The 26,083-nt window shown below is 71.4% G+C and carries 25 protein-coding genes and 1 tRNA gene; 18 read left to right on the top strand and 8 right to left on the bottom strand.

Translation table 11 applies throughout. The annotated features are described in order from the left end of the window. Nucleotides 1-255 precede the first annotated feature (255 nt). Nucleotides 256-2,550, bottom strand: coding sequence for a glycoside hydrolase family 9 protein (locus ABT026_RS17550; RefSeq protein WP_351115390.1), 2,295 nt, complete (start codon nt 2,548-2,550; stop codon nt 256-258). Between the two features lie 585 nt (nt 2,551-3,135). Between ABT026_RS17550 and ABT026_RS17555 the strand changes: the two genes are divergently transcribed. Next, complete coding sequence (locus ABT026_RS17555; RefSeq protein ID WP_351115391.1) at nt 3,136-3,720, top strand: hypothetical protein; 585 nt, start codon at nt 3,136-3,138, stop codon at nt 3,718-3,720. A 336-nt stretch (nt 3,721-4,056) separates the two neighbouring features. On the opposite strand, the gene ABT026_RS17560 is transcribed toward ABT026_RS17555, so the two are convergent. The 3 genes from ABT026_RS17560 to ABT026_RS17570 form a co-directional block, all read right to left on the bottom strand. Beyond that, nucleotides 4,057-4,175, bottom strand: a tRNA-Arg gene (locus ABT026_RS17560). Between the two features lie 152 nt (nt 4,176-4,327). Then, entirely contained in the window at nt 4,328-4,594 is a 267-nt protein-coding gene (locus ABT026_RS17565) for a hypothetical protein (RefSeq protein WP_351115392.1), read from the bottom strand. 147 nt (nt 4,595-4,741) lie between these two features. Then, nucleotides 4,742-5,260 carry a hypothetical protein gene (locus ABT026_RS17570; protein ID WP_351115393.1) on the bottom strand — a complete coding sequence of 173 codons (519 nt, stop codon included), beginning with the start codon at nt 5,258-5,260 and terminating at the stop codon, nt 4,742-4,744. Between the two features lie 210 nt (nt 5,261-5,470). Between ABT026_RS17570 and ABT026_RS17575 the strand changes: the two genes are divergently transcribed. Then, nucleotides 5,471-6,748, top strand: a complete 1,278-nt coding sequence (locus tag ABT026_RS17575) for a M20 metallopeptidase family protein (RefSeq protein WP_351115394.1) — start codon at nt 5,471-5,473, stop codon at nt 6,746-6,748. 545 nt (nt 6,749-7,293) lie between these two features. Further along, entirely contained in the window at nt 7,294-8,592 is a 1,299-nt protein-coding gene (locus ABT026_RS17580; RefSeq protein ID WP_351115396.1) for a metal-dependent hydrolase family protein, read from the top strand. 202 nt (nt 8,593-8,794) lie between these two features. On the opposite strand, the gene ABT026_RS17585 is transcribed toward ABT026_RS17580, so the two are convergent. Beyond that, nucleotides 8,795-9,058, bottom strand: coding sequence for a metal-sensitive transcriptional regulator (locus ABT026_RS17585; RefSeq protein WP_351115397.1), 264 nt, complete (start codon nt 9,056-9,058; stop codon nt 8,795-8,797). A gap of 387 nt (nt 9,059-9,445) precedes the next feature. Here ABT026_RS17585 and ABT026_RS17590 point away from each other — a divergent pair, with 387 nt between their 5' ends. From ABT026_RS17590 to ABT026_RS17620, 7 genes are all read left to right on the top strand, one after another. Then, a complete protein-coding gene (locus tag ABT026_RS17590) occupies nt 9,446-10,834 on the top strand; it encodes a rhodanese-like domain-containing protein (protein WP_351115398.1) in 1,389 nt (462 codons plus the stop codon). Nucleotides 10,835-10,987: 153 nt separating this feature from the next. After that, nucleotides 10,988-11,572: a rhodanese-like domain-containing protein gene (locus tag ABT026_RS17595; RefSeq protein ID WP_351115399.1), complete on the top strand. Its 585-nt coding sequence runs from the start codon at nt 10,988-10,990 to the stop codon at nt 11,570-11,572. After that, on the top strand, nt 11,569-12,471 hold the full coding sequence (locus ABT026_RS17600; protein WP_351115400.1) for a sulfite exporter TauE/SafE family protein: 903 nt from the start codon (nt 11,569-11,571) through the stop codon (nt 12,469-12,471). The genes ABT026_RS17595 and ABT026_RS17600 overlap by 4 nt, the downstream gene beginning before the upstream one ends. 178 nt (nt 12,472-12,649) lie before the next feature. Further along, nucleotides 12,650-12,805: a hypothetical protein gene (locus tag ABT026_RS17605; RefSeq protein WP_351115442.1), complete on the top strand. Its 156-nt coding sequence runs from the start codon at nt 12,650-12,652 to the stop codon at nt 12,803-12,805. A gap of 30 nt (nt 12,806-12,835) precedes the next feature. After that, on the top strand, nt 12,836-13,210 hold the full coding sequence (locus ABT026_RS17610; protein WP_351115401.1) for a rhodanese-like domain-containing protein: 375 nt from the start codon (nt 12,836-12,838) through the stop codon (nt 13,208-13,210). 103 nt (nt 13,211-13,313) lie between these two features. Beyond that, complete coding sequence (locus ABT026_RS17615; RefSeq protein WP_351115403.1) at nt 13,314-13,445, top strand: hypothetical protein; 132 nt, start codon at nt 13,314-13,316, stop codon at nt 13,443-13,445. A 3-nt stretch (nt 13,446-13,448) separates the two neighbouring features. Continuing rightward, nucleotides 13,449-14,723 (top strand): MFS transporter, encoded by a 1,275-nt coding sequence (locus ABT026_RS17620; protein ID WP_351115405.1) that lies wholly within the window; start codon nt 13,449-13,451, stop codon nt 14,721-14,723. A gap of 92 nt (nt 14,724-14,815) precedes the next feature. Here the strand turns inward: ABT026_RS17620 and ABT026_RS17625 are convergent, their stop codons facing one another. Continuing rightward, nucleotides 14,816-16,414 (bottom strand): FAD-dependent monooxygenase, encoded by a 1,599-nt coding sequence (locus tag ABT026_RS17625; RefSeq protein ID WP_351115406.1) that lies wholly within the window; start codon nt 16,412-16,414, stop codon nt 14,816-14,818. Nucleotides 16,415-16,907: 493 nt separating this feature from the next. On the opposite strand from ABT026_RS17625, the gene ABT026_RS17630 reads away from it, so the two are divergent. Then, nucleotides 16,908-18,956 carry a SpoIIE family protein phosphatase gene (locus ABT026_RS17630; protein WP_351115407.1) on the top strand — a complete coding sequence of 683 codons (2,049 nt, stop codon included), beginning with the start codon at nt 16,908-16,910 and terminating at the stop codon, nt 18,954-18,956. Between the two features lie 2 nt (nt 18,957-18,958). On the opposite strand, the gene ABT026_RS17635 is transcribed toward ABT026_RS17630, so the two are convergent. Beyond that, a complete protein-coding gene (locus tag ABT026_RS17635) occupies nt 18,959-19,531 on the bottom strand; it encodes a hypothetical protein (protein ID WP_351115408.1) in 573 nt (190 codons plus the stop codon). A gap of 200 nt (nt 19,532-19,731) precedes the next feature. On the opposite strand from ABT026_RS17635, the gene ABT026_RS17640 reads away from it, so the two are divergent. From ABT026_RS17640 to ABT026_RS17660, 5 genes are read left to right on the top strand one after another with little or no spacing between them, the layout of a single operon-like run. Next, the gene (locus tag ABT026_RS17640) at nt 19,732-20,070 is read left to right on the top strand and encodes a PadR family transcriptional regulator (protein WP_351115410.1); all 339 of its coding nucleotides are present in this window, start codon (nt 19,732-19,734) and stop codon (nt 20,068-20,070) included. Beyond that, nucleotides 20,067-20,963, top strand: coding sequence for a DUF5808 domain-containing protein (locus ABT026_RS17645; protein WP_351115411.1), 897 nt, complete (start codon nt 20,067-20,069; stop codon nt 20,961-20,963). Before ABT026_RS17640 ends, ABT026_RS17645 begins: the two co-directional genes overlap by 4 nt. Then, nucleotides 20,960-21,262, top strand: a complete 303-nt coding sequence (locus ABT026_RS17650) for a hypothetical protein (RefSeq protein WP_351115412.1) — start codon at nt 20,960-20,962, stop codon at nt 21,260-21,262. Before ABT026_RS17645 ends, ABT026_RS17650 begins: the two co-directional genes overlap by 4 nt. Further along, the gene (locus ABT026_RS17655; protein WP_351115413.1) at nt 21,259-22,185 is read left to right on the top strand and encodes an ABC transporter ATP-binding protein; all 927 of its coding nucleotides are present in this window, start codon (nt 21,259-21,261) and stop codon (nt 22,183-22,185) included. The genes ABT026_RS17650 and ABT026_RS17655 overlap by 4 nt, the downstream gene beginning before the upstream one ends. Then, on the top strand, nt 22,182-22,955 hold the full coding sequence (locus tag ABT026_RS17660) for an ABC transporter permease (RefSeq protein ID WP_351115414.1): 774 nt from the start codon (nt 22,182-22,184) through the stop codon (nt 22,953-22,955). Before ABT026_RS17655 ends, ABT026_RS17660 begins: the two co-directional genes overlap by 4 nt. A 131-nt stretch (nt 22,956-23,086) precedes the next feature. On the opposite strand, the gene ABT026_RS17665 is transcribed toward ABT026_RS17660, so the two are convergent. Next, nucleotides 23,087-24,040, bottom strand: coding sequence for an ArsR/SmtB family transcription factor (locus tag ABT026_RS17665; RefSeq protein WP_351115416.1), 954 nt, complete (start codon nt 24,038-24,040; stop codon nt 23,087-23,089). 56 nt (nt 24,041-24,096) lie between these two features. On the opposite strand from ABT026_RS17665, the gene ABT026_RS17670 reads away from it, so the two are divergent. Continuing rightward, complete coding sequence (locus tag ABT026_RS17670) at nt 24,097-25,461, top strand: MFS transporter (RefSeq protein ID WP_351115417.1); 1,365 nt, start codon at nt 24,097-24,099, stop codon at nt 25,459-25,461. Between the two features lie 113 nt (nt 25,462-25,574). Next, the gene (locus ABT026_RS17675; RefSeq protein ID WP_351115418.1) at nt 25,575-25,997 is read left to right on the top strand and encodes a GNAT family acetyltransferase; all 423 of its coding nucleotides are present in this window, start codon (nt 25,575-25,577) and stop codon (nt 25,995-25,997) included. Nucleotides 25,998-26,083 lie beyond the last annotated feature (86 nt).

The raw sequence follows: 26,083 nt of genomic DNA on the forward strand, positions 1-26,083 counted from the left end.
ACGCACCCGTCGCTCCGAAGGACGGCGCTACGACGGACGGCGTGGACGACCACCACATGCCCGTCGCTCCGGAGGAGAGCACGACGACCGACGGCGTGGACGACAGCCACACGCCCGTCGTCCCGGGGAGCTAGCCACCGGTAGGGGCGCGGCTGCTGCCGGCGGTCGACATGAACCGGCACGTCCGACGATGAGTGTCTCGGCGCCGCCCGCCTCGTCACTGGGCCCGGCCGTGTCACGGCCGGGCCCAGTGGCTTATCCGCAGCTCTTTCCGTTGAGGGCGAAGGCCTTGGCGCCCACGGGCGTTCCGGTGCCCTGGAAGCCGAACGAGGCGCTGCCGCCCGCCGGGATGGTGCCGTTGTGCGCCGCGTTGGTGACGGTGACGTCGGCCCCGGACTGCGTGGCGGTGGCGTTCCAGGCGCTGGTGACCCGTTCACTGCCCTGGAAGGTGAAGCCGAGCTTCCAGCCGCCGGTGATCGCCGTCGTCCCGGTGTTCTTCACCGCGACGTCGGCGGTGAAGCCGCTGCCCCAACTGCTGGTGACCTTGTAGGTCACCGAGCACGGACCGGTCGACGTCGGGGTCGGCGTGGGCGTGGGCGTCGGGGTCGGGGTGGGTGTCGGCGTGGGGGTCGGCGTCGGTCCGGGCGTGGGCGTCGTCCCGTCCGGCGTCGCACCCCACTGCCTGGCCGCACCCTCCATCAGCACGATGTTCGCCGCGTCGACGGGCGTGCTGCCCGAGGCGGTGGGGACGCCCTGGTAGGACCAGTCGTTCGCCGGGTTCCACGCGCCGGCGGAGGCGATCCGGAACTGGACCTCCTTGCGGTAGGCCGACTGGCCCGCAGGCGCGATCACCGTGTCCGAGCAGTCCACCGTCACGTAGTAGACGTCGTCCTTGAACTGCGTGGGCCCGCTGAGCTTGCCGCACTGGTTGTAATTGGTCGTGAGGGTGATCTGGGCGGGAGTGACGCCCTCCTCGAGAGTGAAGTAGTACCGCAGCGACGCGTCGTTCAGCGCCCGTGCGGGCCAGGCCGACTTGTTGACCAGGTACGCCTTGATCTCGGTGAAGCCCGAACCGGTGGCGTTCACCGAGGCCTGCACGGACATCTCGGGCCCGTCCGGCTTCTCCGCCTGCGGGAAGCTCGCGAGCGGCGCGCCGCCGTACTCCGCGTAGAGGCGGGCCAGCGCACCGGTGAACGCCGCGTTGTAGTCGGTGGCGACCTCGTTGTTGGTGTAGTTGGACCGGTCGTCGGTGTAGGCGTCGTCCGCGGCGCTCGGACCCCCGACCAGCGCGCCGTACAACACGTGCCGGCTCTCGACCGGGTTGGTGATCTGGTCCGTCCAGGATCCGTGCGCGGTGCGATGGTGCGGCTTGGTGGGGGCGTTGGTCCCGAAGCCCACGACGTAGCTGGACTTGCGGGGGTTGTCACCGAGCGCGTAGTTGATCTGCCGGACGGCGAAGTCGTGGTACCGCTGCTTGCGTTCGGTGTCGCCGGTCAGCCAGTCGGAGTACGAGAGCGCCACGAACGCGGTGTTGGCCGCGTACCGCAGCGAGCCCCAGCTGTCGAGGACGGCCTGTCCGCCGGGCGAGTACTTCACCTTCTGGCCGTTCACCCCGCTCGTCCACCAGTCGAGCCAGCGGTTGGCGTCGTCGATGTACCGCTGCTTGCCGGTCAGCTTGGCGAGCATCACGTAGGACCCGTACGACGTGTCGTCCCAGGAGATCGTCCACCGGTAGGAGCGGGTGGTGGTCTGCGGCTCGGTGGAGAGGTTGTCGTAGTGCGTCTCGGCCTTGGACAGGTACGAGGCGTCGCCCGTGGCCTTGTGGAGCCAGATCGCGCCCCACACCAGCTCGTCGTTGTAACCGCTCCAGGACTTGTAGTACGACTGCGCGTCGGTGATGCAGTCGCTGTACTTGCCCCGGTAGGTGTCGGCGAAGGTGTAGAGCTGCTTGGCGTGGGTGAGCAGCTTGTCCGCGTACGCCGGGTCCGAGTCGCGGAAGACCATGGAGGACGCCGCCATGGCGGCCGCGGTCTCGCCCGCGAGGTCGGAGCCGGGACAGGAGGCGTCGATCTTGTACGCGGGCCGGGCCATCGGCATGACCTCGGCAGGGCCCCACCACTTGTGGTCGTCCGCGCCGTTGCCGACCTGGCCGTAGAGGACGTTCGGCGAGGGGTGCGCCTTGACGAAGTAGTCGTTGACGAAACGCAGGTTGTCGCGCAGGTGCTCGAGCTGGCCGGAGGAGGCGTAGGCGGCCTTCTGCTCGATGCCGCCCCAGGCGAGCATCGTCGCGGAGTAGGCCATGGGCAGCCCGAACTTGACGTGGTCGCCGGCGTCGTACCAGCCACCGGTGAGGTCGAGACCCGCGTCCTTGCCGTCGTCCAGGCCCGAGTCCCCACGCCAGCCGACGCGGTTGAAATCGGGCAGGCGACCGGACTGCTGGGCCTCGTAGAACAACAGCGACTTCTGCAGCGCCTCACCGTAGGCGAAGGCAGGTGCGGCGGAGGCGGAGGCTGAGGCCGACAGGGGTAACAGGGCGCCGGCGAGGAGCACTCCGACGAGGGCTGTCAGCCCGGCGCGAGGCCCGGTTGCGGCCGAGGCGCGGAGTCCTCGTCTACGGCGGAACACGTGGGGGAGGCGCAACGGAACGTCCCTTCCGAGGTCGGTGGGGCGGGCGACGGACGAGATGCCGGCGCCTGCCCAAAGGGGAGTACGAGCCCACCGGAGGGGTGGGGAGACGGGACAGCGGTGCAGGCGTGCGGCTGTGCGGCCTTGCGGTGTGCGTGCGCCGTTGCGGCCCCGCGGCGCTTGCTTCGACCTGAAGACGACAGGGCGCACCCAGAGTCATGGGAGCGCTCCCATAACTCCGTTTATGAAGCCAGCAGCGACTGCACCTGTCAACAGCCGTCACACAACCTGATGCGAGCAGGGGGCGCGCGGTCGCCCCATGGGCGCAACGGGCGGGGTCGTCAGCAGCGGATGCGCGGGGCCGGTGGCGTCAGCGACCACTCAGATGGGAGTCATCTCACCCGGAACCACGCCCTGCACACGACGCTGAGCGCCTTCTTCGCCCCCGCGTTGCTGGGCCCCGACCGGCCGCCAGTGACAAAAGAGCTGGACCGGACGACACTCCAGCACATGGATGACGCGTTCACACTCCTCCGCCAGGCCGTCGACCTGCTGCCCGAACACGCCGTGGCCGAGAACGGCGTGACGGTGGGGGAGGTTCGCGAGGACATCGCGCGCCAGGAATGGGAGATGGTGCTCGACCTTCTCATCGAGATCGCGGACGTCCATCCCGTGTCCACATCCTTCTGGGACATTCTCGCTGAGGCTGCTCGCCAGATGATGCTCGACCGCAGCCGCCGCTGGTGCCAGTGGCGGAGCTGGGAAGTCCAGCACGGCACCGTTCGCGCGACGCTGACCCTGCTGGGGACGGACGAAGGCGGGCGCCAGGGCGCCTTCTCAGGGGACGGCCAACTCCGACCACTGTGGGACATCGGCAACCGCACGCCCGACGGAGAGCGAGACCTGAGCGTCGCCACGATCTGGGTGGAGTACGAGCAGGAACTCGGTCCCGGGGAGACCGCCGATGTTCGGCTGGCTCCCCTCAGCTCCGAACGATGGAGAAATCTGAAGCCTGGCGACGTGATCACCATGCGCGAAGGCCGACCTGTCGTCGGCACGGCCACGGTCTTCGAGGTCCTGCCACCTCGCGGTTGAGCCCCGCCTCGTGGGCGGCCAGGCGCGAAGCGGTGCCTGACCGCCATGGGCGGTCACAGGCTGCCGCCCGCCAGTGAAGGCGGGTCGTGCGAGGCAGCAGGACGCCTCTCGTCCCGGGCGCGAGGCCGCTGCCGCGTCCCGCCGCCGCACGGCCGACGCGCTCTGCCGGCGCCAGCGCCTGGCCCTTACTTGCAACGCTGGGTCGCTGCGGGCGCACCTCCGCCGCCGCCTCCAGCTCCGGCGGGGCTGTGGTGGCGGCGGTGTCCGGGTGGCGCACCCGCTCCGACGCTGCGTCGGAGGTGAGACACCCGCGCACACGACGCTCCAGATCGGCTGCGGTGTCGACGGGATTCGAACCCGCGGACAGAGAGGAGCAGGCCCGCCCCGTCTCCGTCAGTCGCCGTGAGCGGGACCTCGCCCACGGCGATCGCAATGGGCCGCTCTGCCACGGCACCGCAGCCTGCGAGAAGGCGCGCCATCCCGCTCCGACTCACGGTAGGGCATCCCTCCTGCGCACGGCGAGCCGTTGTCCACCACCTGCAACTGCCGCAGTAGGGCACACCTTGAACGTCCACGAGGCAGAGCGGCGCGAGCGACACACGGTGCGTCACCGCGCGTCGGGTGCTCGGGCGAATTCGATGCCGATCTTGGTCAGCATCTGGCCGAGGAGGTGGAGGGCGCGTGCCCGTGTCGGCACTCCGCGCGCTGTCCCCTTCCAGTACCTGTCCGTGAGCTTCTCTGTCGCCGCGAGGGTCCGGCCGTCGTCCTGGGCGGCCAGCACCAGGACGATTCGCACGTAGTCGCCGACGTCGGTACCGCCAGCGGGGAGCTCGCCGTGTCCGCCGGCAGGCGTCTGCTTCGGCTGATCCCCCACCAGCGCCCTGGGCGCGGACCCGGGTTCGGCGAGCCAGGGCGGAGCCGTGGACGGTGAGGTACTTGCCGCAGCGCTGGCCATGGCGTGAGGGGCGCGGCCGCGCCCGCGGGGACAATTTTTGCGCTGGCGCCGTGAGGCGCCTTCCGCTCAGTGCCGGAGGGCACAGTCATCCGCTGCCAGGTGCAGGCGCTGCAGGGCTTCCAGTTCGGTGGTGGGGAAGGCGTGCTGTCGCCACTTCCGGAGGTAGCCGTCCTCGCCGTGGGTTCGCCGCACCTTCTCGGCAGCCATCAGGACCGCGTGCGCCAGGTGGGTGCGAGGACGTGTGGACGTCCACATGAGGGTGCCCATCCCGTCGGGTGCGCCGAAGCTCGTCGACATGTCCGGGAAGCGACGGATCGTGATGTGCACCTCGCCGTTCCGGCGACGAAGAATCCAGCGAGCCTCCGCCGGTTCGAGATCGAACGAGAACCGCTGGATGCCGTGGGGGGCGTAGAGGCCCGTCACTCCTTTCAACAGGTCGGCGAGCGCGTTCGTGCAGTAGCTGACTTCGTCCTGGTGCTTCGTCGAGCCGTCCCAGATTCGGTATGTCGCCCAACCGGAACCGCTCAGCTCCCAGCTGAAATGCAAAGACCCCGTCACCGAATCCCCCCGATGGTTTTCGGCCAACGCTACAGCGACGCTGAAGGCGGCCGACCGCAGGCGAGGTCCTTCCCCGTTCTGCTCCCGGTGGAGAGGGGCTGCCGGCGTTTGAGGCGGCGGAGTCGGTGGTGCGGGTATCCCCACCCCGAGACGGGGGTTGATCGGCTGGGCAGCGCCCCGCGGGTGCGGCGATTGTGTCTTCGGAGAGAAGAACACCTGAGCCGAAGGAGCAAAGCGATGAACCGTCCCGAGCAGCGCGCCCTCGCACGCCGCACGTTACTCGCCGGCGCGGCAGCCGGTGTGGGATCCATGTGGGTGGGTGCGGGGAAGGCCGCCGCGGACCGGGGGAGAGGGCCGGTGACGCAGGCGGCGGTGGACGCAGAGGTGGCGCGGGTCGAGCGGAGGCTGATCGCGCTGCGCCGGGATCTGCACCTGCACCCCGAGGCGCCGGGGCAGGAGCGGCGTACGGCCGCCGTGGTGGCACGGGAACTGCGGGCAGCGGGACTGACCGTGACCACCGGGGTGGGCGGCCACGGAGTCGTCGGCGTCCTGCGGGGTGCTCGACCCGGCAGGACCGTCGCCTATCGTGCGGACATGGACGCGGTCCCGCCCACGGACATCGTCGGGACAGGTCCTGCCCTGGACCACGTCTGCGGCCACGACCTCCACACCGCGGTCGCCGTCGGCGTCGCAGTGGTCCTGGCGCGGCTGCGAGAACACGTGAGCGGGACGGTGGTCTTCATCTTCCAGCCCGCGGAGGAGACCCTGTCGGGCGCCCGCGCGGTGATCGACACCGGGGTGCTGGAGCGGCTGGGGGTCGAGGAGATCCACGCCCTGCACTGCGGGCCGTTCCCGGTCGGCCAGTTCGCCGTGCTTCCCGGCTACGGAATGCCCGGCCAGGACAAGGCGGAGGTGACCCTCTCCGGGCCGAACGCGGCTGACGCCGCCCGGGCACTGGCCGCCGACATCGGATCCCTCGCCACCGTGACGCCACCGCAGAGCCCGGCCGACCTGGAGCGCCTCGTCGAGGACGCCCTCACCCCCGACGGACCGCTGACCCGGTTCCTGGCGATCCGGGCAGTGGCACAGGAGGCCAAGGTGAGCGTGTCGTACCGCTGCTGGCCGCAGGAGCGATACCTGGAGGTGCGCGAGGCGATCCGCCGAGCGGCCGCACCGTACGCGGGAGCGGTGGTCCGCTTTCCCTCCGAGCCGTTCCCGGCCCTGCTCTGCCCGGAGCGCGAAACCCGTCTGCTCGCCCGCCACCTGCGCCGCACGCTCGGCCGGGACACGGTCGTCACCCTCCACGCCGCGTTCCCGCCCTTCAGCGGCGAGGACTTCGCCCTCTACATGAACCGCCTGCCGGGCACCTACACGTTCCTCGGTGTCCGGGCCCCCGACGCCCCCATCACCACGAGCTACCCGCACTTCCCCGACTTCTCCCCGCACGAGCAGGCCATCGGCACGGGCGTCCGCGCCATGGCGGGATGGATCGCGGAACGCACCCACAAGGGGTGACGTCCTGCCAAGTCGACCCGGTGTCCGCGCCGACCGGTTCCCCCGTGGCGTCGCGCCGCACCTGCGGCAGGCCGCCCACCCCGGCGGGCGAACACGCCAGGGCCGCCGACCGGCCGCTGCGCCCGCCTCCGGTGGTCCCGCGGCACGTGTCGGCACCGGTCGGCCGGCGGGTCGGAACCGAGCAACTCGACCTACCTCTGACCCGTCGCTTCCAAGGTTCGCCCTCCTGGCTCGCCGGACACCTCACGGCGGGACCGGGCCGCCGACGGCGTGGTCATGGACCCCTGGTTCCGGGGGGGGGAAGGCCGTCAGCGGTGCGCCGTGCACCTGTCTGCCGCCGGGCCCGAAACCCGCGGTCACAAGCCATGACTCCGGCCGGCGACGGCGCACGCACCTGATCCGTGGCAGCCCGCGCACCAGGGCATTCAGGCGGCGGGGCCGTGAGCGTGCCAGGACACCGGTCGTCGTCACCGAGCCGCTACCGGCTCGGGCCCGCACGCCATGTCACGATGCCTTCGTCGCCGTCCGCATCGTGAAGGACCGCCGTGAGCCCGAGCCCCGTAGTCCTGCGCAACCTCCGGCTCGTCGACGGGACCGGAGCCCCGCCGGTCCCCGATGCCGCGCTGGTCATCGACGGCCCGGTCATCCGCTGGTGCGGTCCCGCCCATCAGATGCCCGACGACCCCGCCCTGCGCGAGGCGCCCGGCGTGGACCTGGCCGGCCGGACCCTCTGTCCGGGGTTCATCGACGCGCACGTCCACTTCGCGCTCCCCGGCCCGCTGGAAAGCCCGCTGGCCGGTGCCGGAGAGCCTGTCAGCTACCGGACGCTGAAGGTGATCGAGCGACTCCGGACCACCTTGCACAACGGGGTGACCACGGCACGGGACCTGATGGGCCTCGATGCGGGCTTCCGCCGCGCCGTGGCCGAACGACGCATCGCCGGACCACGGCTCCTGGTCGCGGTGACCATGCTCAGCCAGACCGCCGGACACGCCGACTTCCGTCTGCTGGGCGGCATCGACGCTCTCGACGCCGCCGTCGCGTTCCCGGGGAGTCCTTCCGGCATCGTCGACACCGTGGACGACATCCGCACCCGGGTACGGGCTCTCGTCGCGGCCGGCGCCGACTGCATCAAGCTCGCCGCCAGCGGAGGCGTCACCTCCCCGCACGACCAGCCCGAATGGCTCGGGCTGCGGCCCGAGATGGTCCGCGCCGCCGTCGAAGAGGCCAACGCCTACGGCGGGCTGCCGGTGGCGGTGCACGCGATCGGCGAACCCGGCATCGCCGCCGCCGTCCATGGCGGGGTCCGCAGTGTCGAGCACGGCTACGCCCTGACCGACGAACTCCGGGCGGCCATGGTCGAGCGCGGTCAGTTCCTCGTGCCGACCCTGCTGGAGACCATGGCCACACCCGATCCGGCCACGGTGCCACCGGCCGTGCACGCCAAGGCCGAGCGCTGGCACCGCATCGCGCAGGAGTCCGTCGCGCGCTCCGTCGAGGCCGGAATCCGCGTTGTCATGGGGACCGACGCGGGCCTCATCGCCCCGCACGGACAGAACCTCAAGGAACTCGGCCTTCTCGTCCGGATCGGCGGCATGACCCCGCTCCAGGCCGTCAAGGCCGCCACCGCCGACGCTGCCGAGCTGTGCGGGGTCGGTGACATCACCGGAAGCCTGACAGCAGGCAAGGCGGCCGATGTGGTCGTCTGCGGACGGGACCCGCTCGCCGACATCGACGCCCTCGCCACTCCGTCCCTCATCCATGCCGTGATCAAGGAGGGACGGCTCGCCGTCGACCGGGTCGGGGTACTCGCCGGCGCGGGCCTGCCCGGTCTGGACCCGTGAAGTGTCGTGCCGGTCGAAGCTACGGCATGAGCCGGGCACCGTGATGTGACCGCACCCGCTGCACTGGTCCTCCGTCCCGCCGCCTTCCGTCCTGTGCGGGTGGGGCGCAGGCCACGCCGCCTTCGCAGACGGTCCGGCGGAGGAGAAGCGACAGCTGGGTCACAGGCCGGCCAGTGCCTTCCGGACCGGTCACGCAGGGGGCTCAGGCGAGGGCGAGGAACAGCTTTTCCAGTTCTTCCTGCGTCATCGGCGGCGTGTCGGAGTCCCCGGCGAAACACTGCCGCATTCCGCCGGCCACGATCTTGAAGCCGGCCCTGTCAAGGGCCCGGGAGACCGCCGCGAGCTGCGTCACCACGTCCTTGCAGTCGCGGCCCGCCTCGACCATGGCGATCACGGCGGCCAGTTGCCCCTGAGCCCGCCGCAGGCGGTTCAGCACGGGCTGCATCGATTCTTCGTCCACCTGCATCGAAAGCCTCCTCGACTCTCCCCACAGAATACCCCAAGGGGTATATCTCCGGCTCGTCGCATTCCGGTGGCGGGTGCGGCCGCCCAGTGGGGGAGTGGAGGCCGCTCGGCGACCGGGGCGGATACCCCCTGGGGTATTTGACAGTCCGGGTGGTGACCTCTTACGGTCGACCTAGTAATACCCCAGGGGGTATAGCCGGGCCACTCGCGACATGCAGCGTGGCCGGACGGCTCCCGATTCCGGACGGAGGTTGTCGGCCTCCTTCGGTGCCCGGCTCCGCCCCGGCTCCCCGCCCTCTTGCCGCCCGCGCATGCTCTTCCGGAGGGTGCCTCGAGGCCGAAAAAATACCCCCCAGGGTATTCATCCCATCTCGCTACGGAGGTTTCCGTGTTCTTCACGCAGTACTACCTCGAGTGCCTCTCGCAGGCGTCGTACATGATCGCCGACGAGTCCACCGGTCAGGCCGTGGTCGTGGACCCGCGCCGAGACGTGTCGGAGTACCTGAACGACGCAGCGGCGCACGGCTTCACCGTGGTGGGGGTCATCAACACCCACTTCCACGCGGATTTCGTCGCCGGTCACCTGGAGATGGCCGCGCGCACCGGCGCGTGGATCGGTTACGGGCAGCGCGCGGAGACCGAGTACGCGATCCGCAAGCTGGCCGAGGGCGACACGGTCAGCCTGGGCGACGTGACGCTGAAGATCATGGAGACCCCGGGTCACACCCCGGAATCGATCAGCGTGATGGTGTACGAGCGTGCCGAGGACGATGTGCCGTACGGCGTACTGACGGGCGACGCGCTGTTCATCGGCGACGTGGGCCGCCCGGACCTGCTGGCCTCGGTCGGGGTCACCGCGGACGAACTCGGCGCGATGCTGCACGACAGCGTGCAGAACAAGCTGATGGGTCTGCCCGACGAGGTGCGGGTCTTCCCCGCCCACGGGGCCGGCTCCTCCTGCGGCAAGAACCTGTCCACCGAGCGGCAGTCCACCATCGGTGAGCAGCGCGCCACCAACTACGCGTGCGCCCCGATGAGCGAGCAGGACTTCGTCGCCATCGTGACCGCCGGCCAGTCCACCGCCCCGGGCTACTTCGCCTACGACGCGGACCTCAACCGCCGCGAGCGCGAGCTGTTCGATCCCGAGAACGCTCCGCGGGCGCTGTCGGTGGAGGAGTTCTCGGCGCTGAGGGAACAGGGTGCGGTGGTGGTCGACGCCCGTGACCCGCAGGAGTTCGCCGCCGGCCACCTGCGCGGCGCGGTCAACGTCCCCGCCGACGGCCGGTTCGCCGAGCAGGCCGGCACCGTCCTGCCGCTCGGCGCCGAGCTGCTGGTGGTGGCGCCGGAGGACCGCGAGGAGGAGATCGTCACCCGGCTCGCACGGATCGGCTTCGACCGCACCTCCGGCTACCTCGCCGACCCCGACGAGGCTCTGGCAGCGATGGGCGACGACGTCACCCCGGCCAGCCGCCTGACCGCCGCCCAACTGCGCGAGGCGCTGGAGGGCGACAACCCGCCCGTCGTCGTCGACGTCCGCAACTGCGGCGAGCGCGGCGAGACGGGATTCATCGAGGGCGCCCTGCACATCGCCCTCGGCGAGCTCCCGCACCGTCTGGACGAGATCCCCCGCGACAAGCCGCTGGTCCTGCACTGCGCGGGCGGCCACCGGTCCTCCATCGCCGCCAGCCTCCTGCGCCATCAGGGCTTCGACGACGTCTCCGACGTCCTCGGCGGCTGGGCCGCCTGGGCCCTGCTGAACCAGCCCGCCACCGCCTGACCCGGCGGGTCACGAGCCGCCGGTGCATCCGTGACAGGCATCTCTGCCCTGACTGCCCCGTGCGGGTGCACCGGCCGCCTCCTGCGAGCCATTCGTCTCCCAACCGTTCCCTCCCGTGCGTGCACGGGTCCGTCCTCACCCCATGGAGTTCTCATGACGACCGCTGCCCCCAACGCCACCGCCTTCACCCCCGCTACCCTCCAGCACCTGATCGACAACGGGAAGGCTCCCCGCCTGCTGGACGTGCGCACGCCCGGCGAGTTCCAGACCAGCCACATCCCCGGTGCCTACAACGTCCCCCTGGACACCCTGCGCGAGCACCGCTCCGAGCTGCGCCGCCACCTCGACGAGGACGTGGTGCTGGTCTGTCGCTCCGGCGCCCGCGCCTCCCAGGCCGAGCAGGCCCTCACCGAGGCCGGCCTGCCCCACCTGCGCGTCCTGGACGGCGGCATGATGGCCTGGGAAGCGGCCGGCGCCCCGGTCAACCGCGGTGCCGAGCGCTGGGAACTGGAGCGCCAGGTCCGCCTGATCGCCGGCTCCGTCGTGCTGGTCAGCGGCGTCGTGGGCTTCTTCGTCCCCGGTGTGCACCTGATCGGCACGGCGATCGGCGCCGGCCTGACCTTCGCCGCCCTCAGCAACACCTGCGCGATGGGCATGATGCTCTCCAAGCTGCCCTACAACCGCGGCCCGCGCACCGACATCCGCACCGTCATCGCCTCGCTGCGGGACCGGTCGTGATCACCCTCGTCCTGGCCGCGTCCGTCCTGATCGGCGTCAGCCTGGGCATCCTGGGGGGCGGCGGATCCATCCTGACCGTGCCGATCCTGATCTACCTCGCCGGGCAGGACAGCAAGGAGGCCATCGCCACGTCGCTGTTCGTCGTCGGCGTCACGAGCCTCGTCGGCCTGATCCCGCACGCCCGCGCCCACCGCGTGCGCTGGCGCACCGGCCTGATCTTCGGCTCGGTCAGCATGATCGGGGCCTACGGCGGCGGACGCCTCGCCGAGTACATCCCCGGCACCGTCCTGCTCGTCGCCTTCGCCCTGATGATGCTCGCCACCGCCGTGGCCATGCTCCGCAAGGGGGCCGGGCGCAAGAAGGCCGGGCACAAGGCCCCGCACGCCGAGATGCCGGTCAAGCTCGTGGTGACCGAGGGCCTGATCGTGGGCGCGGTCACCGGCCTGGTCGGCTCAGGCGGCGGCTTCCTTGTCGTCCCCGCCCTCGCCCTCCTCGGCGGACTGCCCATGAGCATCGCCGTCGGCACCTCGCTCCTGGTCATCGCCATGAAGTCGTTCTCCGGGCTCGCCGGCCATCTCTCCGGCGTCCAGATCGACTGGGGTCTCGCCCTGACGGTGACCGCCGCGGCGGTCGTCGGCAGCCTGATCGGCAGCCGCTTCGCCGGACGCATCCCCCAGAACACCCTGCGCAAGGCGTTCGGCTGGTTCGTCGTCGTCATGGGCGTCTTCGTCCTCGGCCAGCAGCTCCCCACGGCCGTCTGGACCAGCCCCGCGGCCTGGATCGGCGCCGCCCTGGCGGCGGCGGTGGCCGCGTCCTGGACGCTGGCCGGCAGGCACCGCACGCGAGACGACGCCGCAGCGACGCCGGAGACCACCCGAGAACTGAGCACGCGCTCCTGACACCGCAGACGCGGAGGGGGGCCGCGCGCCGGACGTCATCACCTGGCGTGACTGGTTCACCGTTTGATCACCATCTCGACGAGGTACCCGCACAGAAGGGCGCAATACCCCCCTGGGTATCACTGTTACAGTGACAGAGATACCCAGGGGGGTATTTTTTGTTGAGGGGAGCGACCGTGTGTTCTTCGTCGACACCATCGAGCTCAAGAGCCTCGGCAACCGGCACCACCTCGCCGGGGGCAGGCGGGCCGCCGTGGCGGTGGACCCGCCGCGCGACATCGACCAGGTGCTGGCGGCGGCCACCGGCCTCGACCGCCGGTCAGTCACCCCATGACCTGAACAACATCTCCTGAAAGGCTTTGTGATGTCCCTCTTCTCCCGGTTCTCCCGTGACACCCGACGCGTCAGCGTGGGTGAGGCCCACCGGCGCACGCACAGCGACGATGCACCCGCCGTCCTGCTGGACGTACGTGAACGAGGTGAATGGAACGCCGGCCGCGCACCCGGGGCCGTGTACGCGCCTCTGTCCGCCCTGACCGCGGGCTCCGTCCTGCCGCAGGCCGCCCAGGGACGCCCCCTGGTGGTGATCTGCCGCAGCGGCAACCGCTCCCGGAAAGCCGCCGAACTCCTGACCGCGCGAGGCGAGGACGCTGTCGACGTCAGGGGCGGCATGACAGCGTGGGCCGACGCCGGGTACCCCGTCGTCGACGCCCACGGCCACCGCGGCTCGGTGGCGTAACCGCCCTGGTCCTCGCGCTCCTCGCCGGGGCCGTCGCCGGCCTGGCCCTCGGCGGACTCGGCGGTGGCGGCAACGTCCTGGCGGTGCCCGCTCTGACCTACCCGTGGGCGAGGTGCGTGCCGTCAGGGCGGGCGCCGCCGGCGCCGGGCTGGGCGCGGTGACCGGTCTGCTGGGCGTGGGCGGCACCGCACCGCACCCGCACCCGCACCCGACCCGCACCGTGCAAGGAAGCTGACGCATGACCACGAACGCCACGAGCATCACGAACAGGCGGTCCGCCGGAAGCACCGTGCGCCTGGGCCTGCGGGAGAACCGACTGCAGTTCGTCCTTCTCGTCGTCGTCAACATGGCCGTCGGCGGCCTGGTGGGCCTGGAGCGCACCACTGTCCCGCTCATCGGCACCGACGTCTTCGGTCTGACCAGCGATCTGGCGGTCTTCTCGTTCATCATCGCCTTCGGCCTCACCAAGGCGACGACGAACCTCGCCGCCGGAGCCTTGACGGCCCGCTTCCGCCGCAGGCAACTCCTCCTCGCCGGGTGGCTGATCGGCGTCCCCGTCCCTTTCATGCTCGCCTGGGCACCCTCCTGGGGCTGGATCGTCGCCGCGAACGTCCTGCTCGGCCTCAACCAGGGACTGGCCTGGTCGATGACCGTCAACATGAAGATCGACCTCGTCGGCCCCGCCCGCCGTGGACTCGCCACCGGTCTCAACGAAGCCGCCGGCTACACCGCGGTCGGCGTCACCGCCCTGCTCACCGGCTACCTCGCCACCGGATACGGTCTGCGCCCCGTCCCGGAACTTCTTGGCGTCGTCTTCGTCGCCGCCGGACTCGCCCTGTCCCTCGTCGTCCGCGACACCGCCGCCCACGTCTCCCTCGAACTCGCCCAGCACCCCAAGCCCGTGCCCGCCGGAGAGAAGACCGGCCTGGCAGCCACCTTCGCCCGCACCTCCTGGCGAGACCGTTCGCTGCGCGGCGCCAGCCAGGCCGGCCTCGTCAACAACCTCAACGACGGACTCACCTGGGGCGTCTTCCCCCTGCTCTTCACCGACCACGGCCTCGGATTGGCCGCCGTCGGTCTGGTCAAGGGTCTCTACCCCATCCTGTGGGGCATCGGCCAGATCCCCACCGGCCACCTCGCCGACCGCGTGGGCCGCAAACCCCTCATCGTCACCGGCATGCTCGTCCAGGCAGGCGGATTCGTACCGGCCCTCGCCCTGCTGGACAACCCCCTGCTCGCGGGAATCCTGTCCGCCGTCGCCCTCGGCCTCGGCACCGCCATGGTCTACCCCGCCCTCATCGCCTCGGTCTCCGACCACGCCCACCCCTCCTGGCGCGTCAACGCTCTCGGCACCTACCGCTTCTGGCGTGACATCGGCTACGCCGTCGGCGCCCTGGTCGCCGGTGTCCTCGCCGACACCCTCGGTCTCCACGCCACCGTCATCGCTGCCGCCACGCTTACCGCCGTGTCCGGGCTCCTGGCCGCCCGCTGGATCACCGAGCACCGGCACTGACGAGGACGTGACCGTCGGCCGCCACACCGGGTGGGTGCGGCGGCCGTGGATGGGATCGGCCCTTGTTCCACGTGGCTCAGCGGAGCGGCGGATCACGCCGGCGTGACCACCTCCTCCGGCACTCCGAACCACTCCTCCAGCGCTTCCGCCAGCCCGGCCGTCGACGTCGGCGTCGACGTCGGCGTCGCCGTCGCCGTCGACGTCGGCGCCTTCGCCTCCGCATCGGCTGCCCAGGCGGTGAAGCCGTCCGGACGGACGAGGACCGCCGCCAGGTTCGGGCGGGACGGGCAGCCGGCCGTCAGGGTGTCGACGCGGCCGGCGTATCCCGCGGCCAGGGCCCGGAGCTCCGGGTCGTCGGCGAGGTCGAGCAGGAGTGCCCGGCCACCGTGGAGGTGGTCCGCGAGGTGGCGGCCGTCGCTGAGTTCGAGGTCCGGGGCGCTGCGGCCGGTCAGCGGGTGCTCGCCCGGCAGTGCGTACCGCACCCCGCCACCGTTGAGCCGCGCGGTGAGGTAGGTGGTGCCCGCGACCGTCCCCGCCAGGTCGCTGACGATCTCGCGCAGGGCCCGGGACTGCGGGTCCGGGCGCATGGCCGCGACCTGGGACCGGGTCCAGTCCAGCACCCCCGCTCCCACCGGGTGCCGCTCGGCGGTGTACGTCTCCAGGAGTTCCTCCGGCACCCGGCCGGCGATGACCGCGGCGAGCTTCCAACCGAGGTTCATCGCGTCCCCGATTCCCAGGCTCAGCCCCTGGCTGCCGAACGCGGAGTGCACGTGCGCCGCGTCGCCCGCCAGCAGCACCCGGCCCTTGCGGTAGTCGGTGACCTGGCGGGCGTGGTCGGTGAAGCGGGTTACGGTCCGCACTTCGGTGATCGTGACGTCCACGCCGGAGACACGGCGCAGCCGGCCCTGAAGGTCCTCGGTGGTGACCGGCACGTCGCGATCGGCCGGCGGGCCGTCGAACTCCACGGTGACGATGCGGCCCGGCATCGGCCCGTAGGCGTACACCCCGGTGTCCGTGGCGGTCCAGCCGATCTCCAGGTCCTCGGCGCCTGTCATCTCGACGACCGCCTGGTGACAGGTGATCTCCGGTTCCGTACCGGGAAATTCGAACCCCGCGAGCTTGCGGACCGTGCTGCGGCCGCCGTCGCAGCCCACAAGCCAGCCGGAGCGCACGGCCCCGTGGCTGGTCCGCACGGTGACGGCCTCGTCGTCCGCGTCGAAGCCGGTCAGTTCCACTCCCCGGAGCACGTCGACGCCGAGCTCGTCCGCCCGCCCGACGAGCAGCCGCTCGATGTCCTGCTGCGCCACGAAAGCGATCTCGGCGGCGGGCCCGGCCTCGCCGAGGCCCCACTTCGTACGGTCGACCAGTTCGGCACGCAGCATGACTCCGGCGAAGTGCCCGACGATCCCGAGCCCTCGGCCGGCCGCCCCGCCTCCGTCCCCGCCGTTCCGTTCGCGCAGGAAGGCTTCGAAGCGGTCCATCGCCTGCCGCTGCACCTCGGCCAGCGCGGGCAGCATGCCCCGGCGGTGGAACGCCTCGGCGCTGGGCAGCGTGATCGCCCCGCCCTTGATCGTCGGGTCCACTTCGGTGAGGCGCTCCAGGACGGCCACCCGCACGCCCGCGAGCCGGAGCTCGCAGGCCAGCATCAGTCCGACCGGGCCGCCTCCGGCCACCACTACGTCATAGTCCATGGCGCCGACTATGACCGAGGGCCGAAAAGGCCAAAAAGGCCCAGCGGTGTCAAGTACCCGCCCCGGGACCAGATCCCCTCGGGGAACGGCCGGCCGGTGAGCCGGCCGCCCTGACCCCCCGCCCAGCCGGCGCGCTCCGACGCGAGCAGGACCTTGGAATGTCCACGAGCCGCCCCCCTTGTTGCGGCGGGCATCTGGACGCGCCGGGCCCCGGGAACGCGGTACGGCGGCCGACGCCCAGCCGGCGATCATGAGGGCGCCGGCCGGACGCCTCACTCGAACGACGCAGGCCCGGTCGTCGGGCCCGCCGCGCACGGGCGATGCTGGCGTGGTGCGCATGCGCGCACCCCGGCCTCGGACGGGGGCGCGGGAGAACAAGCAGGGCGAGGTCCTCGAAACCTTCGGCGGAAGCGGAGCACGCGGCGATGGCGCTGACCCGGCGGGCCCCCGACCGGTCGGACGTCCGGCGGTCACGGGGCACCACAGAACGGTCGTGAGTCCGGTGGAGCCCCTGGACGTGCGGCTCTTCGACGAGACCGTGGCGGCCGTCGCCCTGTTCACCGGCCCGGAGCACCGGCTGGTCTACCAGAACCGGGCCTGCGCCCGACTGCTCGGCGCCCGACCCCTCGGACTGCCCGCACGGGAGGCGTTCCCCGAAGCGGATGCCGACGCGTTCATGGCCGTGCTGGACGAGGTCGTCGCCACCGGGCGGCCCTGCCGCCTCCCCGAGGCACGCGATCCCGATCCCGACGCCCCGGAACAGGCACGGTTCTTCGTCTACTCCTGCACCCCCGTCACCACCGCCGAAGGACCGGGGGCGATGGTCGTGGCACTGGACACCACGGCCGAGATCGTGGCCCTCGAGCGCTACCAGGCGGTGGCGTCGGCCGTTTCGCAGATGGTGTGGGTGCTGCGCCCGGACGGTTCCGCGGAGGAGATCGTCCCCGGCTGGCAGGAGCTGACCGGGGAGGCGTGGCACGGTTGGATGGACAGCCGCTTCACCGCCTACGTCCACCCCCGCGACCGCGATCGGCTCGAGAAGGACCGGCGCCTGCTGCTGGCCGACGAACCCCCGCGCGTCATCGAGACCGCCTTCAGGGTACGGACCGCCGACGGTTCCTACCGCCACGTGGCGACCCGGTCGGTGCCCATCACACGTGGCGGCCGCGCCACGGAGTGGATCGCCGCCACCGACGACGTCGAGGACAGATGGAAGGCGGCGCTGCGTGAACATCTGCTCGCGCACCTGGCGGAGGTGTCCGGCGGCACTCTGGACGAGGTCTTCGAGGCGGTCGGGCACGTCATCGTGCCAGAACTCGCAGACGCCTGCCTGATCATGCTGCTGACCGGCGAGGAGTGGCCGCCGCCTGAGAACACCGCCGTCACGGCCCGGTCGGCCGCCTCGGCGACCCGCCGCGACCTGTCACCTCCACCTCCCCTTCCGGAGGGCGAGGTCGTCATCGGCGCCGCCGTCCGCGCGGTCCTGGACAGCCGCACTTCCCGCACCATCCACGTCACCGTGGGGGGACGGGTGCCGCCCGGCCTGGTCCCGGCGGTCACCGAACACTGGCTTGCCGACGCGGACGCCACCAGCGTGACGATCTACCCGCTGGCAGCCGACGGCATCGTCCTCGGCTACGCCCTCACCAGCGCGCACGGCGACTCGCCCGCCCCCGGGCCGACCGACACCGAACTGCTGCGCAAGGTCTTCCACGACGTCGAACCACCGCTGCGCAAGACCCTCGACCTCCAGCGGGCACGTCGCACCGCCCTGCGCCTCCAGCGCGCCCACCTCACCGACCCGCCGTCCGTTCCCGGCGCGAGCCTCGCCGCGAACTACCAGCCGGCCAGCTCCGCCAACGAGATCGGCGGCGACTGGTACGACGCCGTCGTCCACTCCGACGACACCCTCGTCCTCGACATCGGGGACGTCGCCGGACACGACCTGACCGCGGCCACCGCCATGGCACAGCTGCGCAGCATGCTCCGCGGCCTCGCCTGGAGCAACGGCCCCACCTGCAAGCCGTCCACCATCCTGTCCATGCTCGAGGACGCCGCCGAAGGACTCGACATCGCCTCCTTCGCCACCGCCGTCCACGCCCGCCTGCGCCGAACCCCGAACGGCGCATGGGGGTTCACCTGGTCCAACGCGGGCCACCCGCCACCCCTCCTCCTCCCCGCCCGAGAGAACCCCCGCTTCCTCACCGGAGACGACCAGGACCCTCCGCTGTGCGCCCTGCCCGGCATGCCCCGCACCAGCCACACCCACCAGCTCGCCCCCGGCGACACCGTCCTGCTCTACACCGACGGCCTCATCGAGAGACCTGCGGCATCCCTCGACGAAGGACAGCAGAGCCTCCTGACCGCTGTCGCGCTCCACCGCGACAGCCCCCTGCCCGAACTGCTGCGGCGGCTGCAGGACCTCTCCGACAAGCGCGACGACACGGCCCTGCTCGCGTTCCGCGTCGATCGTGGCAGCTCCGGCGACGAAACCGCCGGCCAGTACGCCGCACAGCCCTCGTCCACGCCGCCGCCCGGCTGATGTCAGCGGACGCGGTGGCGGGCCGCGATCACCTGGGCGCGTAGACGGCAGGCGTACCAGGCGGTGGCCCCGCACACGCCGAGGTACAGCACCACGGCCTGCACGGCGAACGCGGCGTAGTCGAACTCCCACGGGTGGCCGCCCGCCCCGGCGACGGACGCGGGAGCGTCACGGACGTAGGGGTGGAGCACGGTGACGAGGCCGCCCAGCGCCTGGGCCCCGGCGTACAGCACGACCAGCTCGCCGAGGACCCGCAGGTAAGCGCGGCGATCGTCATGCCACAACCGTGCCACCGCCTGCCGGGCGCGCCCCGGCAGCCAAACCGGCCCGGCCGGCGCCGCCCTCGCGCACACCTCGGGCACGTACACCACGGCGGCCACCAGCGCGGCGGCCAGCGCGAGCCACACCACCGCGGCCGTCGTCTCGCCGCCGCCCTCGTAACGACTGCGACCCCAGGGCAACAGAAAGACGCCCAGCAGGGGGAGTTGAGCGATGAGCGCGGCGGCCCAGGTGCGGCCCAGGACCGCGGCGCGGGGCACGGGGAAGCGGGGGAGTGGCTTGGCCGGTGTCGTCATGCCTCGAGGTAATCAGGGTCGCGGGCACCCAGCCATGGGCGCGGCACCACCCCCGGGGTGGTGCCGGCACCACCCTTCCGGGTCCGCCCGAGATCAGGGTGACCCGGATCGAGGCCGCGTGCGCCAACGAAGGAAGCGGGGCGGCCCCTCGTACCGGGCCGCCGGCGCGGCGACTACTATGTAATGCAAGGATGTATGTCATGCCAACAAGTGATCGTGCCCGCCAATTGCGCAAAGGGGTGCTCGAACTCGCGATCCTCGCCGTGCTGGACCGCGAGGAGTGCTACGCGATCGAGATCATCGGGCGACTCGACGCGCACCCAGCGCTCGCTGCGTCGCCGGGGACGGTGTACCCGCTGCTCGCCCGGCTCGACAAGGCAGGGCTGGTGGTCACCCGGTGGGTGGAGGCCGCAGGAGGGCCACCGCGTAAGTACTACCGGCTCACCCCCGAGGGCAGCGCTTCCCTCCGGGAGGGTGCCGAGGCGTGGGCCGAGATGAGCCAGGCCCTTTCCGAGATTCTTCGAGGAGGAGAGCGATGAGCCGCACCTACCTGCACGCCGTACGCGAACACCTGGGACGGCTCACCGCGGCCGACCGCCGACGTGCGTTGGTCGCACTGGAGGCGCAGCTCGACGAGTTCCAGGAGGCCGGCCTCGATCCCGCCGCGGTCCTCGGCAGCCCGGCGGAGTACGCGGCTCAGCTGGTGGAGGCGCTGTCCGAGGATCACCCGGCGGGTGAAGCGCGGTGGAGAGTCCTCGGGCTCCCCGTCGAGACGCGTGGGCCCGTGAACGCCGAGGTCCGCTCGCGTGTCTGGAACCCTGCCGACCCGAGACTCGTCGTGCCCCGTCTGTTCGGGCTGGGGTGGAGTCTCAACCTCGGGGCGTTCGCCGTGCGGCTCGGCCTCATCCGCCCCGACGACATGGGCCACGACGTGCTGGAAGGCATCCCCGCCCGGAATCTGCGCCTGGCGCGCTCCGTACCGCTGGTGATCGCCGGTGCGACCGCGGCCGCCACGGCGTTCACATGGCGCAGTCTGCCCCGGACCGTCGCGTCCGGTTTCGGCCCGGGCGGACGGGCGCGGGGCCGGGCGTCGCGCACGTCGATCCTGGGCATGGTGGCGATCGGCGCGGTGCCCGCACTCTGGTCGCAGCGCCCGGCCGTGGCGACCGAGGAGGCACTCGTCCGGGCCGCCACCGCGACGTCCCTCGCGGTGATCTCGGCAAGCGCGGTCGCCGCGACCGTGGCGGACGCCCGTCACGCGGGCGACCGCTGGGGCCTCCTCACCGCCGGCGCCGTGCCCGTCGCCGCGCTCGCCTCGATGGGCGTCGTGCTCCTGCCCCTGCGAGCCGGCCTCCGGCAGGCCTGGCGCACTCCGCCCTCCGCCGTCCCGGCCGGCGACACGCCGACGAACAAGGATCAGGAACCCCGATGAACACCGATCTGTCGTCCATACCCACGCCCGCACTGATCGCCCTCGGCGTGCTCCTGCTCCTGCACCTCGCTCTCGTCGTCCTCTGCCTCATCCTGCTGGCCCGCACGTCGGCCGACCGACTCGTGTTCGGACGGAAGTGGCCGTGGGTGCTCATCGTCGTGGGCGTCAACCTCATCGGTTCGGTCCTTTTCCTGACGCTCTCCCGGCGCCCTTGTGCGGTCGAGGAACAGATGCCCGACACCGAACCGGCCGGAGCCGAGCGAGTGGTGCGCAGTCTCTACGGAGGGGACCGGGGATGACGGCCGCCATCGACATCCGCGGCCTCGTGAAGACCTACGGCCGCCACCGGGCACTCGACGGCCTGGACCTACGGGTGGAGGAGGGGGCGGTCTTCGGTTTCCTCGGCGCGAACGGAGCCGGTAAGACGACGACGCTGCGCACCGTCCTCGCGCTCACCCACCCGACCGCCGGCACGGTGAACGTCTTCGGCCACGCACCGGGCAGCGCGGCGGCACGCCAACTCGTCGGCTTCTGCCCCGACGTGCCTGGTTTTCTCCCATGGATGACCGCCCGCGACGTGCTGGAGACCACCGCGAGCCTGTTCCGGCTCTCGCCCGCCACCACCCGTCGCCGGGTGGGCGAGCTGCTCGATCTCGCAGGTCTGAAGGACACTCGGCTGCGGGTGGGCGGATACTCGCGCGGGATGCGGCAGCGGCTCGGTCTCGCCCAGGCGCTCGTCAACAGTCCGCGGCTGCTGCTGCTGGACGAGCCGACCTCGGCGCTCGACCCGCTCGGCCGCCGGATGGTGCTCGACCTGATCACCGCACTGCGCGGACACGCCACCGTGTTCTTCTCCACCCACCTGCTGCCCGACGTGGAGCGGGTGTGCGACAGCGTGGCGATCGTCCATCAGGGCAAGGTGGCGGCGAACGGCACCCTCGACGAGGTGCGTGCCGCGCTCGGAGGCGCCAAGCACCGCGTACTCGTCACGGTCGACGACCGCGACCGGCTCCGTGCCGCGCTCACAGGACGGCCATGGATCGTCACGGTCGCTGATTCGGATACGCCCGACGAGCTGGCACTGTCGGTGACCGACATCAGGGAGGCGTCGCTGCGCCTACCCGCCGAGATCGCCGCCCTCGGCCTGCGACTGCACCGGCTCGAACCACGCGAGGCGAGCCTCGAGGACATCTTCATCGACACGGTGGGAGGCCCCCGATGAGCGCCGTCGTACCGCTGCTGCGCCTGCGCATGCGGGAGATCATCCACACCTGGCGCCTCTGGCTCCTCCCCGCCGTGCTGGTCCTCCTCGCGGTCACCTCCCCGCTCCTCGCACGGTTCACCAACGACCTCCTCGCCGCCGCCCTCGGACCGGGGGCGGAAAACGCCCTCGCCTTGGCCGAACCGACCTCCGCGGACGCCTACGCGCAATGGACGAAGAACCTCACACAGCTCGTGGTGTTCGTCGTGATCGTCATGGCGGCAGGCGCGATCAACTCCGAGGTCCGCTCCGGATACGCGGCCCTGCTGCTCGTGAAACCCGCGAGCCGCAGCGCCTACGTCCTCACCCATGCGGCGGCGCTCATCGGCTTCATCAGCCTGGCCGCGTTCGTCAGCACCGGGGCCGGATGGCTCGCCACCCTGGCGTTCTTCGGCGAAGCGGGCCCCGGGCCCCTCTTCGCAGCAACCGCCGTCTGGGCAGTGCTCGCCGCAGTGCTCGTGAGTGCCTCCCTCCTCGCCTCGGCGACGGTCGACGCCGCAGCGGGAGCGGCCGGAATCGGGATCGGCGCCTACTTCGTCCTCGTGATCCTCGGTGCCATCCCGTGCCTCGCGGACTACACCCCGGCCGGACTCATCCCGCTCACCGGCGCGATCGCCACCGGCACGCAGGAGGCGGGCCCCACGCTCTGGTGGCCGATCGGCACCGGCCTGCTGCTCGCCGCGGCCCTCCTGGCCGTGACGACGTCCGTGTTCCGACGGCGGGACCTGTGACCAGGGATATCCACGCCGACCGTCCGCATACGCCCCGGCGCACGGTGCGTCAGGCCCCGCTCCTGCCGGGACGCCGGCCCTCTCCACGAAGGACGCGGACCCGGTGCCGACGGACCGCCCGTGGTCGGTCCCTATCGACCGGACAGTGTTTCGCCCAGATCGCTGCGGTAGTACAGGACGCTCCGTCCATGGCGTGCCCGGTTGAGGAGGCCGCCGCGTTCCAGGACACGGAGGTGCTGGTTCACCGCGGAGGTGGTGACGCCGAGGCGGAGGGCGAGTTCGGTCGACGAGGCCGGTTCGCCGAGCGCTGCCAGGAGGGCGGCGCGGGTTGTGCCGAGCAGGTCACGTACCGCGCCGGCGTCCGGGCGCTCTGCCGTCGACCACATGGCGCCCTGGCCGCGAGCGGGATACACCACAGTCGGTGGCAGGTCCTCGTCGAGCGGGGTGGAGGCGCGCGCCACGAACATGGAGGGCACGAGTGTCACTCCCTCGCCGTGAACCGGGCGGACGCGTGGTGCGGGACTGCTCAGGCGTACGTCGAGGTGCCGGCCGTCGAAGGTGACCGCGCTCGACAGGCCGCCGAGCATCGCGCCGATGCCGGCCTGGGAGGCGACGCGGCTGTGGTGGGTGATGTCCGCCTGCATCACGGCCCGCATGCGATGCCAGTACGGGACGAAACAGAGCTCCCACGCCGAGGCGAGGGCCGAGCGGATGCGGCTGACGACCTGGTCGTGTGGTCCGCGGAACACCGACGGAACGGCACCGTGCACGCGTGCGAGGTCTCCTTGGAGCCTCTCCGGCGTGATGCGTGCGAGGTCCTCGAGTTCGTCGTCGAAGGCAGTCAGAGGTGAGGTCGGGCGCGGATTGACGAAGTCGGCGACCCGTCGACTGTCGTTGACGAGCGCGAGCAGCACCTCGGTGTCGAGGAGCGGACGGACAGGAGCGATGCGTTGCAGCCAGGGGCGCTGGAGGGGGAGTGCGTCGGGGACACGCAGCGCTCGCAGCCCGAGTCCGAGCTCGGTGAGCGGTGAGATGCCGAACCGCACCGCAGAGACGTCCACGGACTGCAGTACGTACCGGATCATGAAGCAATACTCTACATCTGTTGGCCGCAAGGCTGCGTGCTGCCAGAAATGGTCCGGTGACAACCACCACCCTTCCCGTCGTCCCCATGCGAGCACTTGTCCGTAGGGACACGGCGCTCGGACTTCTGCTTGCGGTCGCCTTCGTGGACGCGACGGGCCGCGGAGCTTTCTTCGCGCTGACGTCGCTGTACCTGACCACCGTCGTGGGCATCCCGGTGACGGCGGTGGGCCTCGCTCTGACGATCGCCGGCGGTGTCGGGCTGCTCAGCTCACTGGCCTTCGGGCACCTCGCCGACCGGTGGAGCGCGCGGAAGATGCTGATCGCGTTGCATCTCCTGCAGGGATGCGCCCTCGGGGCGTACATCGTCGTCCGGGACCTGCCGTCCCTGGCGGCGGTCGCCTCCCTGGTCATGTTCGCCCAGCAGGGAAACTCCTCGGTGCGTTCCGCCGCCGTGGGCAGGGCCTTCCTGGGTGACGAGCGCGTGAGCATCCGCGCGACGATGCGGACGGTGACGAACCTCGGGATGGCCGCGGGCACGGCGGTCGCAGCGATCCCCCTCGCGGTCGGAACCGGGAACGCCTACCGGATCACGATGGCGGCGGCCGGTGGGCTCTTCCTCGCGTCGGCGCTCATGCTCACACGCCTGCCCGCGCACCGCGTGGACGCCCGCCGCTTCGCGGTGACCGGCACGGGTGGCACCGCCCGCCCGGCCACGCCCGCACGGCCGCCGCACCGGAACATGCCTTTCCTCGCGGTGACGGCGCTCAGCGGAGTGTTCGGGATCCAGTTCGGCCTCTTCGAGGTCGCCATGCCTTTGTGGGTCGTCCGGCACACCCAGGTGCCGGACGTGCTGGTCTCGCTCCTGCTGCTCGTGAACACCGGCGTCGTCATCGCACTGCAGATCCCGCTGAGCCGCACAACCACTGATGTGCGCGGCGCAAGCCGGACGATGGCACGGGCCGGGTGGCTGATGGCCGGCGCGTGTGCCCTGTGGGCCGCAGCGGGATGGGCCCCGCCCATGACAGCGGCGGCCGTCCTCCTGGCCGCGGCGCTCGTTCACTCGCTCGCCGAGATCACCTCGAGCGCGGCAGGGTGGGTTCTGAGTTTTGAACTGGCCGACCCGGAGCGGACAGGCGCCTACCAAGGCGTGTACCAAACGGGGTACGCACTGGGCGCAATGGCCGCGCCAGCGGTCGTCACGCTCACGGTGATCGACCTGGGCACGCCGGGATGGGGCCTCCTCGCGCTCGTGTTCCTCGCCTCGGCGTCCGGGATCGCCATGATTGCCCGCCGGGCTGCCGAGGCAAGGGACCCGAACACGGCGACAGACCCATGCGCCCGTTCAGCGGCCTCCCCCGACGCAGGCACACCTCGCCGCAGCGGGCCTCCGTTCGCCACCACCGAAGCGAGCAATCAGTAAGACGTTTCGCTGCAGCCGTTACTGCCGGCGCGTAGCCGAAGGGCCAGGGCCACGCCGACCCGAGCATCAACGATCCGATCATGCAGAAGAGAGATGGCGAAGGAGCAGGTGCGATGACGATCCGACCGTTCGAGGACCCCGACACCGATGCGGTGGTGGCGTTGTGGGAGGCGGCAGGGCTGACGCGGCCGTGGAACAGCCCGTGGGCGGACGTGCGGCGCAAGCAAACGGTGCAGCCGGAGATGTTCTTCGTGGCCGAGGACGACGGTCGCATCGTCGGCACGGTGATGGCCGGCTACGACGGCCATCGCGGATGGATCAACTACCTTGCGGTCAGCGACGATCGCAGGGGGACCGGCCTGGGCCGCTCGCTCGTCGAGCGGGCAGAGGCGGCGCTGACAGCCCTGGGGTGCCCAAAGGTGCAACTGCAGGTCCGCCTTGACAACATCGGCGTCATCGATTTCTACGAGCGCCTGGGCTACGCACCCTACGAGGCGATCAGCCTCGGCAAACGCCTGATCAACGATGTCAGCTGAGCGGCCGCACCCGACGTAGGCGCCGGAGACGGACTGGCTGCGGAAGGCTGACGTCCAGTCGGCACCGATCGGACCGACCAAGTGAC

The organism is Streptomyces sp. NPDC002734, from assembly GCF_040295685.1.
Taxonomy (GTDB): Bacteria; Actinomycetota; Actinomycetes; order Streptomycetales; family Streptomycetaceae; genus Streptomyces.

Excerpts from the sequence above, each read along its gene's own strand:
- ABT026_RS17555 (WP_351115391.1), top strand. The coding sequence starts at position 3,136 with ATGGATGACGCGTTCACACTCCTCCGCCAGGCCGTCGACCTGCTGCCC.
- ABT026_RS17575 (WP_351115394.1), top strand. The coding sequence starts at position 5,471 with ATGAACCGTCCCGAGCAGCGCGCCCTCGCACGCCGCACGTTACTCGCC.
- ABT026_RS17585 (WP_351115397.1), bottom strand. The coding sequence starts at position 9,058 with ATGCAGGTGGACGAAGAATCGATGCAGCCCGTGCTGAACCGCCTGCGG.
- ABT026_RS17595 (WP_351115399.1), top strand. The coding sequence starts at position 10,988 with ATGACGACCGCTGCCCCCAACGCCACCGCCTTCACCCCCGCTACCCTC.
- ABT026_RS17610 (WP_351115401.1), top strand. The coding sequence starts at position 12,836 with ATGTCCCTCTTCTCCCGGTTCTCCCGTGACACCCGACGCGTCAGCGTG.
- ABT026_RS17620 (WP_351115405.1), top strand. The coding sequence starts at position 13,449 with ATGACCACGAACGCCACGAGCATCACGAACAGGCGGTCCGCCGGAAGC.
- ABT026_RS17625 (WP_351115406.1), bottom strand. The coding sequence starts at position 16,414 with ATGGACTATGACGTAGTGGTGGCCGGAGGCGGCCCGGTCGGACTGATG.
- ABT026_RS17635 (WP_351115408.1), bottom strand. The coding sequence starts at position 19,531 with ATGACGACACCGGCCAAGCCACTCCCCCGCTTCCCCGTGCCCCGCGCC.
- ABT026_RS17640 (WP_351115410.1), top strand. The coding sequence starts at position 19,732 with ATGCCAACAAGTGATCGTGCCCGCCAATTGCGCAAAGGGGTGCTCGAA.
- ABT026_RS17645 (WP_351115411.1), top strand. The coding sequence starts at position 20,067 with ATGAGCCGCACCTACCTGCACGCCGTACGCGAACACCTGGGACGGCTC.
- ABT026_RS17650 (WP_351115412.1), top strand. The coding sequence starts at position 20,960 with ATGAACACCGATCTGTCGTCCATACCCACGCCCGCACTGATCGCCCTC.
- ABT026_RS17655 (WP_351115413.1), top strand. The coding sequence starts at position 21,259 with ATGACGGCCGCCATCGACATCCGCGGCCTCGTGAAGACCTACGGCCGC.
- ABT026_RS17660 (WP_351115414.1), top strand. The coding sequence starts at position 22,182 with ATGAGCGCCGTCGTACCGCTGCTGCGCCTGCGCATGCGGGAGATCATC.
- ABT026_RS17665 (WP_351115416.1), bottom strand. The coding sequence starts at position 24,040 with ATGATCCGGTACGTACTGCAGTCCGTGGACGTCTCTGCGGTGCGGTTC.
- ABT026_RS17675 (WP_351115418.1), top strand. The coding sequence starts at position 25,575 with ATGACGATCCGACCGTTCGAGGACCCCGACACCGATGCGGTGGTGGCG.